This window comes from Polaromonas sp. (assembly GCF_035638815.1).
GTDB lineage: Bacteria > Pseudomonadota > Gammaproteobacteria > Burkholderiales > Burkholderiaceae_C > Polaromonas.
Window position 1 is genome coordinate 1 of record NZ_DASQZG010000003.1, and the last position, 16681, is coordinate 16681.

Sequence of the window (16681 nt, forward strand, 5' to 3'; positions counted from 1 at the left end):
GCTCAGCACACCAGCGCCGGCTGCGCTGATGCTGATGTTCCCGCCTGCCCCTTTGGCAAAGCCAGCGGTGTTGATCGCCCCTGTGGTGACATTGGCGCCTGCAGCGTTGTTGGTCACACTTACTGAGCCCGCCGTGCCGCCCAAGCCCGTGCCTACCGCTGCACCGGTCTGCACCGTCAGCGCGCCGGTCGTGATGGCGCCTGCGCCAGAGTTGGCTATCGCGATTGAGCCCGCGTTGCCACCTGCGCCGTTGGTGGCTGAGCCGGCACCGCCGCTGGCAGAGATCAGGCCCGTGCCCGTCACGCCGTCTGTGCTGGTGACGCTGACTGCCGCACCGTTGCCTCCGGTCTGGCTGGTGCCCACACCGGCCGAGCCACTGGCTGTGATGGTGCTGGCACCCCGGTTGACACCGGCACCTGTGATGCTGACCGTGCCTGCGTTGCGCCCGCTGTTGCCCGTCAGGGTCGTGCCGCCTGATGTGGTGATGTTGCCGCTTGCGGCCGTTCCTGCCGAACTCAGCACCACGTTGCCTCCATGACCCTTTGTGCCACCCGTCGTGGTTATCGCCCCTGTCGTCAGCGTGCCCGCCGCTGCCGTGTTGGTCACGCTGACCCGGGTGCCGCTGGCATCGCCGCCTGCCCCCGTGCCAGCAGCGCTGCCGGTCTGCACCGTCAGCGCGCCGGTGCTGATGTTGCCCGTGCCGCTGTTGGATATAGTGATCGTGCCGGCGTTGCCGCCTGCGCCGTTGTTGACACCAGCTCCCCCGCTGGCCGCGATGGTGCCGGTCTGGGTGATCCCGTTTGTGGATGTGATGCTCACCGCCGCGCCAGCACCTCCCGACCGGTCGCCTGTTGTCACGCCGCTACTGCCGCTGGCGCTAATCGCTGCCGCCGTGACGCCCGCGCCTGTCATGCTGACCGCCCCAGCGTTGCGCCCAATATTGCCTGCCGTGGCCGTGCCGCCCGTGGTGGTTATGGCGCCAGCCAGATTGACGGTGCCAGTCGCCGTGATATTGACCGCGCCGCCGTTCGTGTTGCTCGCACCCGTCGAAGTGACAGTGCCGGCAGCCGTGCCGGTAATGTTAGCGCCCGACAGGGTGATGGCCCCCCCTTGCGAGGTGAGGGCTGCGCCTAGCGCCAGATTGCCTCCGCCCAGCCCGTCGGCATCAGCCTTGAGCGTGATGGCGCCACCGCCCGAAGTGGCCAGTGTGTTGCCCGTCGTTATATTGATGTTGTTGTTGGCTTCAAAACTGACGCTCTTGCCCGCAACGACGGTAAACGCCGTGTTCAGGGAGATGTCATTGCTTGCCTGCAGCGTGATGTTGCCGGCAACCGCATTGAGGGTCGCCGTGGAAACCGTTTGGGTGGTGCCGGCCTGGGCTGCAAATGTGCTGACATCCGCATAGGTGGCCGGCCCTGCGGCGCTGACAACGATATTCAGGGGGTCAAGCAGCAAGGTGCCCGCGCTGCCGCGTGGCGCACTCAAATTGGCAGCACCATCAAATGCAAGGGTCTGTTTGCCAGACACCTCTGCAAAGCCACCATTGCCTGCGTCCGCTCCCCCTGTGGCTTTGATGGCGCCATAAAACCCGGTAGCGCCGTCGGCCCAGACCACCACCTTACCGCCGTCGCCGGAACGGGTCGCGCTGGCATCGATGGTCGCGCCCGAAGACACCAGTGTCACCGCCGCGTTTTGCTCCGCACCCTTGCCTTGATAGTTTCCGCCAACCAGCACCGTGCCGCCACCCGAGGAACCCGACGCGTCGATGCTGGCGACAGAGGCGAGAACCACCTTGTCGCCGAGTACCTTGACCGTGCCACCGGTCTGACCTGAAGCGCCGCCACTGGCATCGAGCTCGCCGGAAACATGTACCACACCATTGCGACCCCCGCTGAGCACAATCATGCCGTTGCTCTCGGTCGCTGATGTAGCGCGGATCACACCACTTTGGTTAACGACGGTGGCCATGGCATCACCCAACGCGCTGGCCAGCACCGCGACCTGCCCGCCCTGGGCAGTAATGACGCCGCTGTTGGCGGCTACCGCGTCAACTGCCGCCGCATCCACAGAAAAGCGGACCAGTCCGGCGCCGGATGTGTCCAGCGTGACCCGGGAGCCAGCAACAAGGCCAGTCGCACCGGCATCGGTAGTAATGGACCCCGTGTTGCTGACGCTGGGCGCCGCGAGCAGAACGTACCCACCCCGCGCCACCGTGATGTTGCCGTGATTGGCCACGCTGCCACTGCCTCCTGAACTGCTGAAGGTGTAGCGGCCCGCCATGAAATCTTCATTGCCAATGGCCAAGGTGGATGCGACCAAGCCGCCGACGTTAACCTGTGCGCCGGGAGCAAACATGACACCCGAAGGGTTGATCAGGAAAACCTGTCCGTTGGCGCGAAGTGAACCGTATATCTTCGACGCATCGTTGCCAATGACGCGGTTTAAGGCAACAGCGGCAGCGCTGGGCTGCACGAATTGCATCGACTGACCGGCCCCAATATTGAAGCTTTGCCAGTTCAGAATGGCTTTGTCGCTGACCTGATTGACCACCATGGAGTTGGCAGTCGGTGTGGTGATCGTTGCCTGCCCACCAACCACGGTGCCATCGGCTGGTAGCGCCATCACCTGCGGAGCGATACCTGAAAGCATGACAGCCAGAAGATGCGACAACGCACGCCCGATGCGAATACGGTAAGTAGCCGTGAGCTTGCGTGACAGGCGTACCACTACCGTACGGACCGCCCAGGGACGGTAGGTGCAGTGTTTGGCTGGAGGCGTATGCATGGCTACTTGTGGCTGTCGGATCTAGAACCACTTCTGGGCAGTGACCCAGGCCCGTGGTGCGCGATCCGGGTCGCCCGTGGTGGGCGACAGGTCGGTGGTGCGCCACGCGAGGTACGCTGTGATGAGGAAGTGATTGACACGCCCTGCAAGCACACCGACCCCGACGGACCCCAGGGCAAGCCGGTTGACCCCACCCGTGGCGGTGTTGTCCTGATTGAACTTGACCGTGCCGTAGTCATAAAAGGCAGCAACGCTCACCGGCTCGCCAAACAGCGTCAAAGGAGCAGGCAGTTGGTAACGGGTCTCCAGATTCAGCAGCACGCCGGCGTCGCCGACACCTTCGCCTACGGGATAGCCCCGCACGCCAGTTGGGCCACCCAGCGCCATTTTTTCAGCCGAAGCCAGATTTTTGGATGCCAGCTGGGCCTGAAAATTGACATGAATGCTGGCGGGATTGTTGAAAAACTGAGTGCGCTGGAATTCAAGGTTATATTTTTTGAATCCTCCGGCAGTCTGCGGACCGCCAGCACCCTGATCAAAGCCAAAACTCGCGGCGTCAAGCTTCACGCGGCCAAGGGTTGCGCCCAAGGCGTAGCTGCTGGAGGCACCCGCGCCTGTCTCGTCCGAGAAGTTTCCCAGCAGCCCCAGGCGTACGGAAACGATGCGCCGCTTGCTCTCGTTGGCAGGCATCGAAATTTCGTCGCTGAATTTTTTGTGCTCGAGGCTCACCAGGCCATACATATTGCTTGCCCGGGAGCGAACCAGGGCTCGGGACAATGAAATGTCTTGCACATCCGCACGCCCGGTTGCGCCCAGGGCTGCGAATTGTTTGCCGAGGTTGTAACGGGTGTGCGCGGCGCTGACCGCCAATCGGGTTCCGGTCGTATCGACAGGCACTCCATAAGCGACGCGGTAAAGCTCGCTGCGATACGACTCGCTGGCCTGCACACGCGCGCTGAAAACGTCCCCGCGCCCAGCCAGATTGCTGACATTCAGGCTGGTGGTCATGCGGAGCGCTCCCGCCGCCCGGGCCCCGGAGTTATCGAGACTCACCGACCCATCCACCAGCAAGCCCTGCGGGCGGAGGGTTACCGTAACGTCGGCTTGTCCCGTGGTTGCACCGGGCTCAACAGTCGCGCTGGCGTCCATGCCCGCCAGGTCACGCAACAACAGCACCGGTTTGTCCAGCATGTTCTCGGTGATCAAGGCTCCCGAGGGCAGGTTGGCGCTCACGATGCCTTGCGCAAACAATGCCGGGCCATGCTCGCCATCCAGCCGAACGCGCACGTTGCCGATACGGGCCTCAATCACTGCAATGGTTACGGTTCCTCCGGTAGCCTGGAAAGCCTGTTCTGGCAGATAGGCTTCAGTGAGAAGGTAGCCGCGGGACCGATAGTGCTTGCTGATGAGAGAGGCGACATCCTGAAGCCCGGTCAGATCGGTTGGCTGGTTGATCCGTTCTGCGACAACAGCGGCGAGGGTGTCACCGTCGAAAACAGTATTGCCCTGAAAGCGAAACGCAGTGGGCGTGATGCGAACCGACGGCGCTGCTTTTACCGCGGGCTTTGCATCAGGCAGACCGATCTGGGGCGCGCCGGGAAGCGGCAACAACGGGATCTGGCGCAGCGGCTCTTGAAGCGTACCGGCGTCGGGTCTTTGGCGTTGCTGTGCAAAAACACCCGGACAGGCGGACGCTGCCAGCATGAATAGCCAGACCGCAGCAAAAGAAGATGCAATGGAGGAATTCAAAATGTCCCGCTGTTTTTTCAATGGCACGACCAGCAAATGGGCAGCGCCTTTTCGGCTGGTGTTGCTTTGGATACCCAACCTTCGATTCTGCTCGCAACTCAATGTTTTACAAAGACTTTCATTTGATCGGTTACAAAGGATTTTTGCAAATCTGTGACCAATCCCTGGCTGCGCCGCAGATTTGGACAGTCAGGTACAGCCTAGAACGTGGGCTGTAGAGTCCACAACGGCAAAACAATGTCACATCTATACAGCAAGGTGATCATCAGTCGATAATCATTAATCGCGCGCTTTTGTCGTCAAGAGCATCTAATTTGTGCGAAATGCACATTATTTCCGCCATCCTGCATCATCCGTTTCAGGGAGTCGGCTGAGGCCCGACATTGCGTAGATCCACTTACTAGGGTTTTCCCGGCGCTCGGCCTACAATCGCGAACCCAATAAAAACCAGCGATCCCAAGTGATCGCCCTTCGGAGACAAGACATGCCCCTAGAAACCGCCGTTCCCAACAGTCAGGAAAAACGTGAGGAGCTGCGCCGCGCAGCACTGGAATACCACGAGTTTCCAACGCCAGGGAAAATTGCGGTCGCAGCAACCAAGCAGTTGATCAACCAGCGCGATTTGGCGTTGGCCTACTCTCCAGGCGTTGCCGCACCTTGCGAGGAAATCGTCAAGGACCCCAACGCAGCTTTCAAGTACACCAGCCGGGGTAACTTGGTCGCAGTGATCACCAACGGGACGGCCGTTCTAGGTCTGGGCGATATTGGCCCCCTGGCGTCCAAACCGGTCATGGAAGGCAAGGGCGTCCTCTTCAAAAAATTCGCCGGTATCGACGTGTTCGACATTGAGATTGACGAAAAGGATCCGGCGCGCCTTGTCGACATCATTGCCTCACTTGAGCCAACCTTCGGCGCGATCAACCTGGAAGACATCAAGGCACCCGACTGTTTCTATATAGAGCGCGAGCTGCGCAAGCGCATGAAAATCCCGGTGTTCCATGACGATCAGCATGGAACAGCCATCACGGTCGGTGCAGCGATGTTGAACGCGCTGAAAGTTGTTGGAAAAGATCCGAAGCAGGTAAAACTGGTTACCTCCGGCGCCGGTGCCGCAGCGCTGGCGTGCCTCAACCTGCTCCTCAAGCTGGGGATCCCGCGCGAAAACATTTTCGTGACGGATCTCGCTGGTGTGGTTTATGAAGGCCGCACCGAACTGATGGACGAAGACAAGATCCAGTTTGCACAAAAGACAAACGCGAGAAGCCTGAGCGACATTATCGAAGGCGCTGACATATTTCTGGGCCTTTCTGCAGGCGGCGTGCTCAAGAAAGAAATGGTCGAAAAGATGGCGGCCAAGCCGATCATTTTTGCCTTGGCTAACCCAAACCCGGAAATCACGCCCGAGGACGTCAAGTCAGTCCGCGACGACGCCATCATGGCCACAGGCCGGACCGACTACCCGAATCAGGTCAACAACGTCCTGTGCTTCCCCTACATTTTCCGTGGCGCCCTCGATGCCGGTGCTTCAACCATTACGGTCGAGATGGAAATCGCAGCCGTGCATGCGATCGCAGAACTCGCGCAGGCCGAACAAAGTGAGGTGGTTGCTGCAGCCTATGCGGGAGCCCAGCTCGCCTTTGGGCCGGAGTATCTGATCCCCAAGCCATTTGATCCGCGCCTGATGATGAAAATTGCGCCGGCCGTCGCACAGGCAGCTGCAGACAGTGGTGTGGCCTTGCGACCGATCACTGACATGGACGCTTACAGCGAAAGGCTTCAGAGTTTTGTCTACGCGTCCGGCACAACGATGAAGCCCATTTTTGCAGCCGCCAAAAAAGCCGAAAAAAAGCGCGTGGCCTATGCCGAAGGCGAAGAGGAGCGCGTGCTGCGCGCCTGCCAGATCGTTGTGGACGAGGGCCTGGCGCGCCCGACCCTGATCGGTCGACCGAAAGTCATCGCGCAACGCATTGAAAAGTTTGGTTTGCGCCTGAAGGAAGAGCTGGACTATGACATTGTCAACGTCGAGCAGGACCACCGGTACCGGGACTTCTGGCAAACCTATCACCGACTGACAGAGCGCCGGGGCGTGACCGCCCAAATGGCGAAGATCGAAATGCGTCGCCGCCTGACGCTGATTGCCGGCATGCTGCTGCACAAGGGCGACGTGGACGGACTGATCTGCGGTACCTGGGGCACCACCTCCCATCATCTCGACTATCTAGACCAGGTCATCGGCAAACGTGCTGGCGTTTGCACCTATGCGTGCATGAACGGCTTGATGCTGCCCGATCGCCAGATATTTTTGGTGGACACACACGTCAACTATGACCCTACCGCTGAACAGCTTGCGGAAATCACAACGCTTGCCGCGGAGGAAATGTTGCGCTTCGGCATCAACCCCAAAGTAGCTCTGTTGTCGCACTCCAATTTCGGCTCATCCAATCTGCCCAGCGCGCTGAAAATGCGCCGAACCCTTGAGTTGCTGCGCGCCAACGCGCCGTGGCTGGAAGTTGACGGCGAGATGCACGGCGATGTTGCCCTGGACGCGGCAGCCAGGGAAGCTGTGATGCCCAACAGCACATTGGCCGGACAGGCCAACTTGCTGGTGTTGCCCAACATCGATGCGGCGAATATCGCTTACAACCTGCTTAAGACCGCGGCTGGCGGCAACATCGCCATCGGCCCTGTGCTACTGGGCGCCAGCAAACCCATGCACATTTTGACTGCCAGCACGACCGTGCGCCGGATTGTCAATATGACAGCATTGACCGTGGCCGACGCGAACGCTGGCCGATAAGGCGTTAATTGACAGCTAGCGCTAACTTACCCGGGCCTGGAACCGACATCAGGTTGCCTAGTTTTTGAGCAGGTACTTGCGTTTTCCGCTGGAATGAGTCAAACTCTGTCTCTTGAAATTTAGGGGTTAACCCGGGACACGTGGCCAGCTTTGCTGGGGCATGTTCAAGAAAGACATTTTCATGTTGCGAAAAAGTAGGGCTGGTTGGCGGTTGACCGCGGCAGTCGTGCTGGCTGTTTTTAGCGCGGGATTCGTAACCGGGGGGATTGAGGCCAAGGAGCTGGCCCCCGTTGTCGGAACTGTTGCCATATCCGAGTTGCCAGTGCAGGGGCGCGACATGGTTCAGAAGATTTATCAGGGGGGGCCGTTCAAGTACGACAAGGACGGCTCGGTGTTTGGCAATCGGGAAAAAATCCTCCCGCCCAAAAATCGCGGGTACTACCGCGAATACACCGTCAAAACACCTGGAAATCAAAGTCGGGGCGCCCGGCGCATTGTTTGTGGTGGTTTTGCACCCACCACACCCGATGCTTGTTATTACACCGATGATCATTACGCGAGTTTTCGCCGCATCGTGCAGACGGTTCAGCAGTAGTGATCATCAACTTTGAGTTTTTGACTTAAGAAAGAGACGCGGAGATGGATATGCCACTTCGTACTGTTAGACCCAATATCGTGCAGTCCATACGCGCTTTTCGCGTGCAGGACTTGCAGGAGGCCGCCACACATCTGGGCCAACACTTTCTGTATGCAAATCTGGGCAATGCCCAGAGCAAACAGGATGTGCTGGACATGATTGCGGCACAGTACACATTCCCTGCGCATTTTGGTAAAAACTTTGATGCGCTTTACGACTGCATGACGGACCTGGTTCACAAGTCCGGCCCGCAGCCCGGTTTTATTGTTTTGCTGGAGCAGATTCCTGCCAACGCAAAATTTGACAAAGAGGCGCGCGAACAGCTGCTCGACATCTTCCGGGATGCCGCAGATTACTGGGCAGACCGAAAGGTCCCGTTCAGATGTTTCTATTCTTTTCTGTAGCCCGCTCCCCAGACATTGGCCAAGGGGATCGGGCGAATGAGGCCCAGCAAGCAAACAGCGCAGACGGTGAAGAGCCGATGCCAACCGACAAACTGCTAGACGTGTCGCCCCTGGCGCTGCGCATGAGCAGTCCGTTTAACGCGGGATACTGGTTGGCAGCCGCCTGACCGTCGGCCACGCCCAATAAAAAGGCCCGTTAGTTGACGGGCTTTTTTTATCGCTGGAAACGACGCACCCGCATCATCCGGGCGATTTAGAAGCGAGCGCCTGGGCGAGAGTTACATACTCAGCAACCGGAACCTCCTCCGCACGACGCTGAAGATCAAACGGCTGGGTCCATCCCCGCAGTTCCAGCCATTTCCCTAACGAATGCCGCAGCAACTTGCGACGCTGGCTAAAAGCCACTTTGACCAGTTCACTCAAAAGTTGCACGTCAACCTTTTCAGGCGCAGCGTGGGGAACCATCCGGACGATGGCGCTGTCCACGCGAGGCGGTGGATCGAAACTTTGCGGTGGCACAAACAACACGTTCTCCATCGCATAGCGCCATTGCAGCATCACGCTCAGACGGCCGTAATTCCCCGTAGCGGGTCGTGCGACCATGCGGTCAATCACTTCCTTTTGCAACATGAAGTGCTGATCTTCGATCACGTCGACCGCATCAAGCAAATGAAAAAGAATAGGCGTCGAGATGTTGTAGGGCAAGTTGCCGACCACACGAAGCTTGGGTCCAGGAGCCGGAGTGTGTTCGGCAAGGGACTGTGCCAGCTGAAGAAAATCCACCTTCAACACGTCAGATTCGATGACATGAAGCTGAGGGTGTTGACGTAACTGGACCGCAAGATCGCGGTCCAGCTCAATCACGGTAAGTTGCCCCAGCCTTTCTGCAAGCGGCTGCGTCAACGCAGCCATACCCGGCCCAATTTCCACGACACGTTGTCCGGGACGCGGCGCAATCAAATCGACGATGGCTTCGATGATCAGCTGATCGACGAGAAAATGCTGCCCGAATCGCTTGCGCGGGATGTGTTTCACGTTACTCTGAAGATGGTAATTGAAACCGGCTTTGCCGGGCTGTTGGCGCAGCGGCCCCCATAGGAGGCAGTGACGAACTTAGGTCCCATACCTACTGAGGCGGTTCCCGGTACTCCACATACGCGCGACCTCGCACCTCCTGCGACCAAGTCAAATAGGATTCATCCAGTTTTTTTTCTCGCAGCATCTCGCGAATTGCCTCGCGTTGCTCACGCGGCGCGAGTTTGGTGGTGCGGCGCTCTACCACCTGTAAAAGATGAACCCCAAAACGGGAAACCAGTGGGTCACTCATCTGTCCCGGTGCAAGACTGTTCATGCGCTCTTCAAACTCCGGCACAAACATTCCCGGGCTGGCCCAACCCAGATCGCCACCCTCCTTTGCGGACCCGTCCTGACTGTGTTCACGAGCGAGCGCCGCAAAGTCCGCCTGGCCGGCTGCAATTCGCTTCTGGAAGTCGGCCAGTCGTGCAATCGCAGCGGCTTCCGTAAGTTGCGCACTGGGACGAAGCAATATGTGGCGGGCACGCGTCTCGTTCACGGCTGCACCAGGCATGCCCGCCCGCTTTTTTTCGATCACTTTGAGGACATGAAAACCTGCACCGCTGCGCACGGGGCCGGTCACGCCTCCGATCGGCACAGTTTGCGTGGCTTCTACAAAAAGCGGCGGATAACGGTCCGCTGCTGCCAGGCCCATCTGGCCGTCACCCCCCCGCCCCGGTACGCTTGAGAACTCCTTAACAAGCCCGGCGAAGTCTGCGCCAGAGCGGGCGCGTTCGGCTGCGAGCTGGGCACGCGCCTGAAGAGTTGCAAGTTCTGCAGCGCCTGCATTATCGGGGACGGCAACAAGAATCTGCGCCAAATTTATCTCCATCGCAGAAGCCCCGGTCCCGCTTTCCTGATCACGCAGGAACTGATCGATTTCCTGCTCACTGATCCTTGCACGGCCTTCAAGCTCACGCTCACGAACACGGGTCAACAAAAGTTCATTGCGCAAATCCCCGCGGAACTGGCTGAAGGCGAGGCCATCTGCCGTCATTCGCCGGCGCAGCTCGTCAACCGAGAGCTGGTTTTGCCGGGCGACATTAGCCACGGCGTCGTCGACCGCGCTTTCGGTTACCTGAACGCCATTTTCTCTTGCAAGCTGTAGCTGCGCGCGCTCGTTGATGATGCGCTCCAGCACCAGGCGAGCAAATTCGGGGCGCGGGGGCACGGGCGCTGCCTGCTGCCTCATCTGCTGCTCGGTGCGCAACATCCTTGCGCGCACCTCGTTGTTGGTCACGGGTTCGGAGTTGACAACCGCCACAATGTAGTCGGCCTGTCGCTGAGCGCCGGTAGCAACGCCAGCAGCGGCGCTGGGTCCGCCCAAATTCGGCAAACGTAGTTGAAAAGGAGAACGCTGCGTCTGCACCTGTGCGAGGAGAGCGGGTGCACCGAGCGTTGCAATCATTGCGGCAATCAGAGGCAGGCGGAGGTTTGGAATAAATGATTTAGTCATAGTTGGTAAAACGGCTAGGTGTAGTGCTCTCGCCCAGATATTGATAACGGGGAACGTTCGCCTTCAAGGTTTTCAGAGGATTAGAGCCTATTCGAGAAAACCCAATGAACTCTAGCTGGAACAACAAGCGCGTGCTGTTGGCCACGCGGCTTTGTTGACTCGGCACTGGCTCCACTCGACCTAGCTGACTACTACGCTCCAGTACCACTCGACCGATCCAGCAGCAGCTCTCGTACTCAAGACCTAGCACCATATCCACAAATTTCTTGTCCGGCACGCTGTAGTTCAACCGCCCTACGGTGTACAAGCGGCCCGGACCCTGCCCACGCCCGACACCCAGGTCTTTCCCCTTGTCACCCCACAAGTCGTTGATCGGCCATTGCCATCCTATGTCCACCTGCTGACTCACATTGCGGGTGCGACGAAAAGCAGCACTGACTACACGGTAATTGCTGGGACTGTAGCGGCCACCAAAAGTCGCGCGCTCGGAGATGTCTGTCTTGGGGTTGTATTGGACCGTGCCATCTAGCGACCAAGCGGGAGTCAAGTTAACGGAGGCGCCGAAGAGAAGATCGCTGGCACGCTCGTTCACCGGTTTGCCTCCGGGCAGGGCAACCCGCTGCTCAGAAAACCGAAATCGCTGAGCCACGCCGAAGCGCAAGGCTTCAGCTCCCGTATCGGGGTCGAGTAGCCGGGACGTCAGTCCGGTGGTGAGCACGTTCGAGTTAGATATACGGTCAGCACCCCCGAACTCATTTTCAGTGAACAGAGTGGCGAAGTTAAATGCATTGAGACCTGAGTCGTAGTTCGGCAATGTACTCTGGTCACGGTAGGGCGTCCGCACATAAAAAGCTCGCGGCTCCAAGGTTTGGAGATAAGGGCTTCCGAAATAACTGGTCTCACGTTCAAACGTCAAGCCGCTGTCCAGACTGAAAGTCGGCACGGTGCGCGAAGCAGAGCGCGCACCGTTGACGAGCGGCCCGTCGAACTGGTAGGTTGTCGTATGGAGCATCAACTTGGGCGTGATGTATCCGCCCGGACTGATGGTTGGCCGGCTGATTTGCGCTAGTGCAAATACGCGATTGGCATTGGGCTGCCCCGTCAGCCGGCGATCTGATTCAAATCGGGTGTAGTCGGTACTAACCGAGTAGTCAAGCCCGCTAAGGTTGTACACAGGCGCGTTAATGCGGGTGTAATTTGCCGTGATCTGCGGGAGACGGTTATATGGAGGAACAATCGGAGAGCTAACGTCTTGCAGCGTCTGGTACTTAAGCAGGCGGGCAGCCGTGGAAAAATCCCCCTTCGCCCAGGTTGCGCTGGCTTCGTTCGTCAACAAACGCTGCGTCAAATATGAGTTGCCGACAGGAAAATCACGCCAGTAATTATTGTCTCCAACCCGATTCAGATTCAGGTTGAGCCCCACCCCTTTGACTGAACTAAGACCGGTGTCATATATGCCGTTGTGCAGGTAGTTATACGACCAGCGATTCTTGTTACGCAATCTGTCATTAGGCATCAAACTAGCCCGCAACTGCCCTTGATAGTTGCTTTCAAGATAACGAAATTCACCCGCCAAATCTACCCCGCGCTTCGCCATGAAGGTTGGCGAAAAAGTTGCATCGCGATTTGGCGCAATATCGAAGTAATACGGCGTGGACAAGAGAACGCCACTGACGGTATCAATTCCATAAGTCGGTGGTAGCAAGCCAGACTTTCGCTTGTCACTGAGCGGAAAGCTGAACGTGGGCGCGGCCAGAATCGGCACGCCCATGAAACGCAGAACCCCACCAGAAGCCTCGCCGACCTCAGCCTCTTTGTCGAACTTGATACTGCTGGCAGTGACAATCCAAGCCGGCCTCCAGCCGGGCGTGTCTTCCCTCTGGCAAGTTGTGAACGTAGCGTTGTAGGCAATCAAACGCTTGTCGTCAATGAAGTTGACCCGGTCTGCCGAGCCATTCCCATTGTTCTGCAAAAACCGGTAATCAGGCTGCAGAAAAAAACCCTCAAACGTGTCAAGCTTGATTTCGAGGTTGGGGCCATTGAACAGATTGCCATTGCTGTTGACCCGCACATTACCCGTGCTTTTGACGATGTCGGCGGGCTGGTCGTATTCGATCCGGTTTGCGCGTATGGATGAGCCGCCTCGCCGCAACTCGGCATTGCCGTCAATGACGGTTTCCTGCTCCGGGCGACCCGACAGGCGATCGCCAGTGACAAACGTGGGCAGCTCAACGCCCGGCCCGCCCGGAGGCTCCTCGGCCAACATGGGCGAGCTTTTCAGTTCGCCAGGGTTCAGTACCAGCGGTGCCTGGCGATCAGGCTCGGGAACGCCGGAAGGGCTTTGCGCATGCGCGGCGCTTCCATGCCCCAGGCCCAGCACCGTACAAGACACGAGGCTGAACACGGCATGCGCCACAGGTGAGTGAATAAAATGGGAGCGGGATGCGCGATGCATCGGAAGTGTGAGATAAAACCCGTTTATAAATGCAGGCACGATTATCCTATGCGCACCGACCCCCAGCCCCCTCTTTCGATTAATCGCCGTAAAGCGGCCGTAAAGCCTGCATGAGCGCCCCTAACATCCTGTGGACAGACCCGGAACGCGCCAAGGCATTTGCCGTCTGGCTTGCGGCCATTACACAAACCCATGCTCTAAAAACCGAGACGCTTCAGCTGGCATCAGCCGACGCCAGTTTTCGCCGCTATTTCCGGATCAGCACGAATACCGGTGGCAGTTGCATCATCATGGACGCACCGCCGGCGCAAGAGAATTGCCAGCCGTTCGTGCATGTGGCTGCGCTCATGGCCGACGCCGGGTTGAATGCGCCCCGGGTTCTGGCTTGGGACGAAGCGCTGGGTTTCATGCTGCTAAGTGACCTTGGCGCGAAAACCATGCTCGATGTCATTGAGCAACAACCGGAATCGGATCGCTCGCAATTGGCCTACGACCTCTACCGGGAAGCGGTCAGCACGTTGGTCACCTGGCAGCTGGCATCGCGCCCGGGGGTACTGCCCGACTACGATGACGCCCTTCTGTCCCGAGAGCTGGCGCTGTTTCCTGAGTGGTACGTACAGAAGCACCGCAGCATCGCACTGGACAGCAGCTTGCAGGGCAAGCTCGATGACTTGTTTGCGCAGATCAAGGCCAGCAACCTGAATTCTCTGGGCGGCGCCCGGGTGTATGTCCATCGCGACTTCATGCCGCGCAATCTGATGGTGGCAAATGTGGCCCCCACGCTTGTCGCTTCGCGTACTTCGCTGCCCCCCGAGGGGGCTAATTTTCCTAGGGGCGGCCCGTCGGAAAATTCTGCCGCCGACGGACGGCTTGGCGTCCTCGATTTCCAGGACGCCGTGTATGGTCCCATCACCTACGACATCGCCAGCCTGATGCGCGACGCCTTTATCAGCTGGCCTGAAGATTTTGTGCTCGAGATCACGGTGCGTTATTGGGAGCAGGCGCGCAAGGCCGGCTTGCCGGTAGGCGAGGATTTTGGGGAGTATTACCGCGCTGTCGAATGGATGGGCCTGCAGCGTCACTTGAAGATTCTGGGCATTTTTGCGCGCTTGACTCTGCGCGATGGCAAACCGAAGTACCTGGCCGACACACCACGATTTATTCAGTACGCGCGCGCCACCTGTGCCCGTTACCGGCAGCTAGGGCCGCTGATGGTGTTGCTTGATGAGATCGAGGGCAATGAGACTCGCGTGGGCTACACGTTTTGACTCGTTTACGCATGAAATCGGGTCGGAGCCGTTTAAACACGGGCGCCATCAGCTACTATTTTGATAGCGTATCCGCGACCCGGCTAGGTTTGCATTCATGACGGCGCGGTTTTTTGCCGACCTGGCTTTGCGCACCGGGGACTCCATCGCTCTGCCGGAACGCGCCGCACGGCATGTGCAAGTTCTGCGTCTGCAACCCGGCGACCCCATCACGCTTTTCAACAGCCAGGGTGGCGAGTTTGTGGCCACCATCGAGCGCATGGGACGCAGCGATGTGCAGGTCCTGGTCCAGGCCCATGACCCCGTGGAGCGCGAAGCTAACCGACCGGTGCATCTGGTTATCGGCATGCCCGCCAACGAGCGCATGGACTGGCTGGTTGAAAAAGCGACCGAACTGGGGGTGGCCAGCATCACGCCGGTAATGGCTGAGCGGTCCGTGTTGCGGCTCAAAGCCGAGAGGGCCGACAAAAAACTGGCGCACTGGCGCGGTGTGGCCATCGCTGCGTGCGAGCAGTGTGGCCGCAACCGTGTGCCGGAGATCCACGAGATCGGCACTTTGAGCGCCTGGGTTGCAGGACTGAATGAACCGACCACGCAACCCACCGCACGATTGTTGCTCTCTCTGCGAACCGGCACCCGCTCACTGGCTCGAGCTACAGAGGACAAGCCCGGCGGAGTGACCCTGCTGAGCGGCCCTGAAGGGGGGCTCAGTGCCGCCGAGGAGGACGCCGCCATCGCTGCGGGCTTTGTTCCCGTCACCCTGGGGCAGCGCACTCTTCGGGCCGAAACAGCGCCGCTTGCTTGCCTCGCACTGCTGACTCTGGAGGCTTAAGCGATGAACCGCAATCTCTGGTTGTTGGCCATCTGCCAGGGCCTGTTTCTGACCAACAACGTCACCTTCATTGCCATCAACGGCCTGGTGGGCCTGGCTCTTGCCCCGCTGGGGTGGATGGCTACTTTGCCGGTCATGGGCTACGTGGTTGGGGGCGCGCTCTCCACGACGCTCGTCGCGCTGACTCAAAAACGGTTCGGTCGCAAAGCATCGTTTCAACTTGGGCTGCTTGTTGCATTTGGTTCCGCCCTGTTGTGCTGTTACGCGGCTTACAGCAGAAACTTCTGGCTGTTAGTGGCAGCCACGGTTGTGGCGGGTTACTACAACGCCAATGCACAGCTTTACCGCTTTGCAGCCGCCGAGCTGGCCCTGCCCGCATTCCGCGAGAAAGCGGTCTCACTGGTCATGGCTGGCGGCCTGCTGGGCGCGATCGCCGGGCCCAACCTCGCCGCGGGCACACGAACCCTGACCGACGTTCCATTCGCTGGCGCCTACCTGGCGCTGGCGGGCGTTGCATTGCTGGCCATGCTATTGATGGGCTTCCTGCACTTTCCGCCCGCGCCGGCCAAAACATCCGCAGCAGGCGGGCGCCCATTGCTGCAGATCATGCGACAGCCCGCCTTCATCGTGGCCGCTGCGGCTGGCGCACTGGGCTTTGGGGTGATGAACCTGTTGATGGCGGCCACACCCATTGCCATGCAGGTCTGCGGGCTGCCTTTTTCCGACGCCGCACTGGTGCTCGAATGGCACGTGATCGGCATGTTTGCGCCGGGGTTTTTCACCGGGCATCTGATCAAGCGTTTTGGCACACTTGCCATCATGTGGGTGGGCCTCCTGCTCAACATCCTTTGCGTGATGGTTGCGCTCTCGGGCGTCAACTTTCACCAGTTTCTAGTGGCGCTGTTTTTGCTGGGACTCGGCTGGAATTTTCTGTTCACGGCCAGCACCACACTGGCTTTGACGGCGTATCGACCCGAAGAAAAAGACAAGGCGCAAGGGGCGCTGAATTTCTGCGTGTTCGTGGTACTGGCTCTGTCCTCACTGGCGTCCGGCGTGCTGGTTACCACCCAGGGCTGGACGCTGCTGAACCTGGGCTCTTTGCTGCCTCTAGGTCTGACAGGCCTGGCCTTGGGCTGGCTCGCCGTTCTCCAACGCCGGGTTCGCTAAAGCAGTTTGCTACCAAATCAATAGCAGCTCTCGCCCGTAACAAAAGGGCAAACTGCTC

At 59.1% G+C, this 16681-nt stretch carries 12 protein-coding genes; 7 read left to right on the forward strand and 5 right to left on the reverse strand.

Going from position 1 to position 16681, the window contains the following annotated elements; genetic code table 11:
- Both VE934_RS00800 and VE934_RS00805 read right to left on the reverse strand, forming a co-directional pair.
- Positions 1-2784: filamentous hemagglutinin N-terminal domain-containing protein (locus tag VE934_RS00800; RefSeq protein ID WP_324883348.1), on the reverse strand; the 2784-nt coding region annotated here is incomplete at its 3' end.
- Between the two features lie 21 nt (positions 2785-2805).
- Positions 2806-4488, reverse strand: coding sequence for a ShlB/FhaC/HecB family hemolysin secretion/activation protein (locus tag VE934_RS00805; protein WP_324883350.1), 1683 nt, complete (start codon positions 4486-4488; stop codon positions 2806-2808).
- Between VE934_RS00805 and VE934_RS00810 the strand changes: the two genes are divergently transcribed.
- The 4 genes from VE934_RS00810 to VE934_RS00825 all read left to right on the forward strand — a co-directional run bounded on the left by VE934_RS00810 (position 4487) and on the right by VE934_RS00825 (position 8371).
- The gene (locus tag VE934_RS00810; protein WP_324883351.1) at positions 4487-4690 is read left to right on the forward strand and encodes a hypothetical protein; all 204 of its coding nucleotides are present in this window, start codon (positions 4487-4489) and stop codon (positions 4688-4690) included. The two genes, VE934_RS00805 and VE934_RS00810, sit on opposite strands and share 2 nt — an antisense overlap.
- Before the next feature lie 327 nt (positions 4691-5017).
- Entirely contained in the window at positions 5018-7330 is a 2313-nt protein-coding gene (locus VE934_RS00815) for an NADP-dependent malic enzyme (RefSeq protein ID WP_324883353.1), read from the forward strand.
- A gap of 181 nt (positions 7331-7511) precedes the next feature.
- Entirely contained in the window at positions 7512-7925 is a 414-nt protein-coding gene (locus tag VE934_RS00820; RefSeq protein WP_324883355.1) for a ribonuclease domain-containing protein, read from the forward strand.
- A 44-nt stretch (positions 7926-7969) separates the two neighbouring features.
- On the forward strand, positions 7970-8371 hold the full coding sequence (locus tag VE934_RS00825) for a barstar family protein (RefSeq protein ID WP_324883357.1): 402 nt from the start codon (positions 7970-7972) through the stop codon (positions 8369-8371).
- A gap of 240 nt (positions 8372-8611) precedes the next feature.
- On the opposite strand, the gene rsmA is transcribed toward VE934_RS00825, so the two are convergent.
- From rsmA to VE934_RS00840, 3 genes are all read right to left on the reverse strand, one after another.
- On the reverse strand, positions 8612-9406 hold the full coding sequence (rsmA, locus tag VE934_RS00830; protein ID WP_324883359.1) for a 16S rRNA (adenine(1518)-N(6)/adenine(1519)-N(6))-dimethyltransferase RsmA: 795 nt from the start codon (positions 9404-9406) through the stop codon (positions 8612-8614).
- Positions 9407-9497: 91 nt separating this feature from the next.
- Positions 9498-10901, reverse strand: coding sequence for a peptidylprolyl isomerase (locus VE934_RS00835; protein WP_324883360.1), 1404 nt, complete (start codon positions 10899-10901; stop codon positions 9498-9500).
- On the reverse strand, positions 10894-13356 hold the full coding sequence (locus VE934_RS00840; RefSeq protein WP_324883362.1) for an LPS-assembly protein LptD: 2463 nt from the start codon (positions 13354-13356) through the stop codon (positions 10894-10896). Before VE934_RS00840 ends, VE934_RS00835 begins: the two co-directional genes overlap by 8 nt.
- Positions 13357-13466: 110 nt before the next feature.
- On the opposite strand from VE934_RS00840, the gene VE934_RS00845 reads away from it, so the two are divergent.
- The 3 genes from VE934_RS00845 to VE934_RS00855 all read left to right on the forward strand — a co-directional run bounded on the left by VE934_RS00845 (position 13467) and on the right by VE934_RS00855 (position 16623).
- Complete coding sequence (locus tag VE934_RS00845; RefSeq protein ID WP_324883364.1) at positions 13467-14624, forward strand: aminoglycoside phosphotransferase family protein; 1158 nt, start codon at positions 13467-13469, stop codon at positions 14622-14624.
- A gap of 97 nt (positions 14625-14721) precedes the next feature.
- Positions 14722-15456 (forward strand): 16S rRNA (uracil(1498)-N(3))-methyltransferase, encoded by a 735-nt coding sequence (locus VE934_RS00850; protein WP_324883366.1) that lies wholly within the window; start codon positions 14722-14724, stop codon positions 15454-15456.
- Positions 15457-15459: 3 nt separating this feature from the next.
- Complete coding sequence (locus VE934_RS00855) at positions 15460-16623, forward strand: MFS transporter (protein ID WP_324883367.1); 1164 nt, start codon at positions 15460-15462, stop codon at positions 16621-16623.
- Positions 16624-16681: the final 58 nt, after the last annotated feature.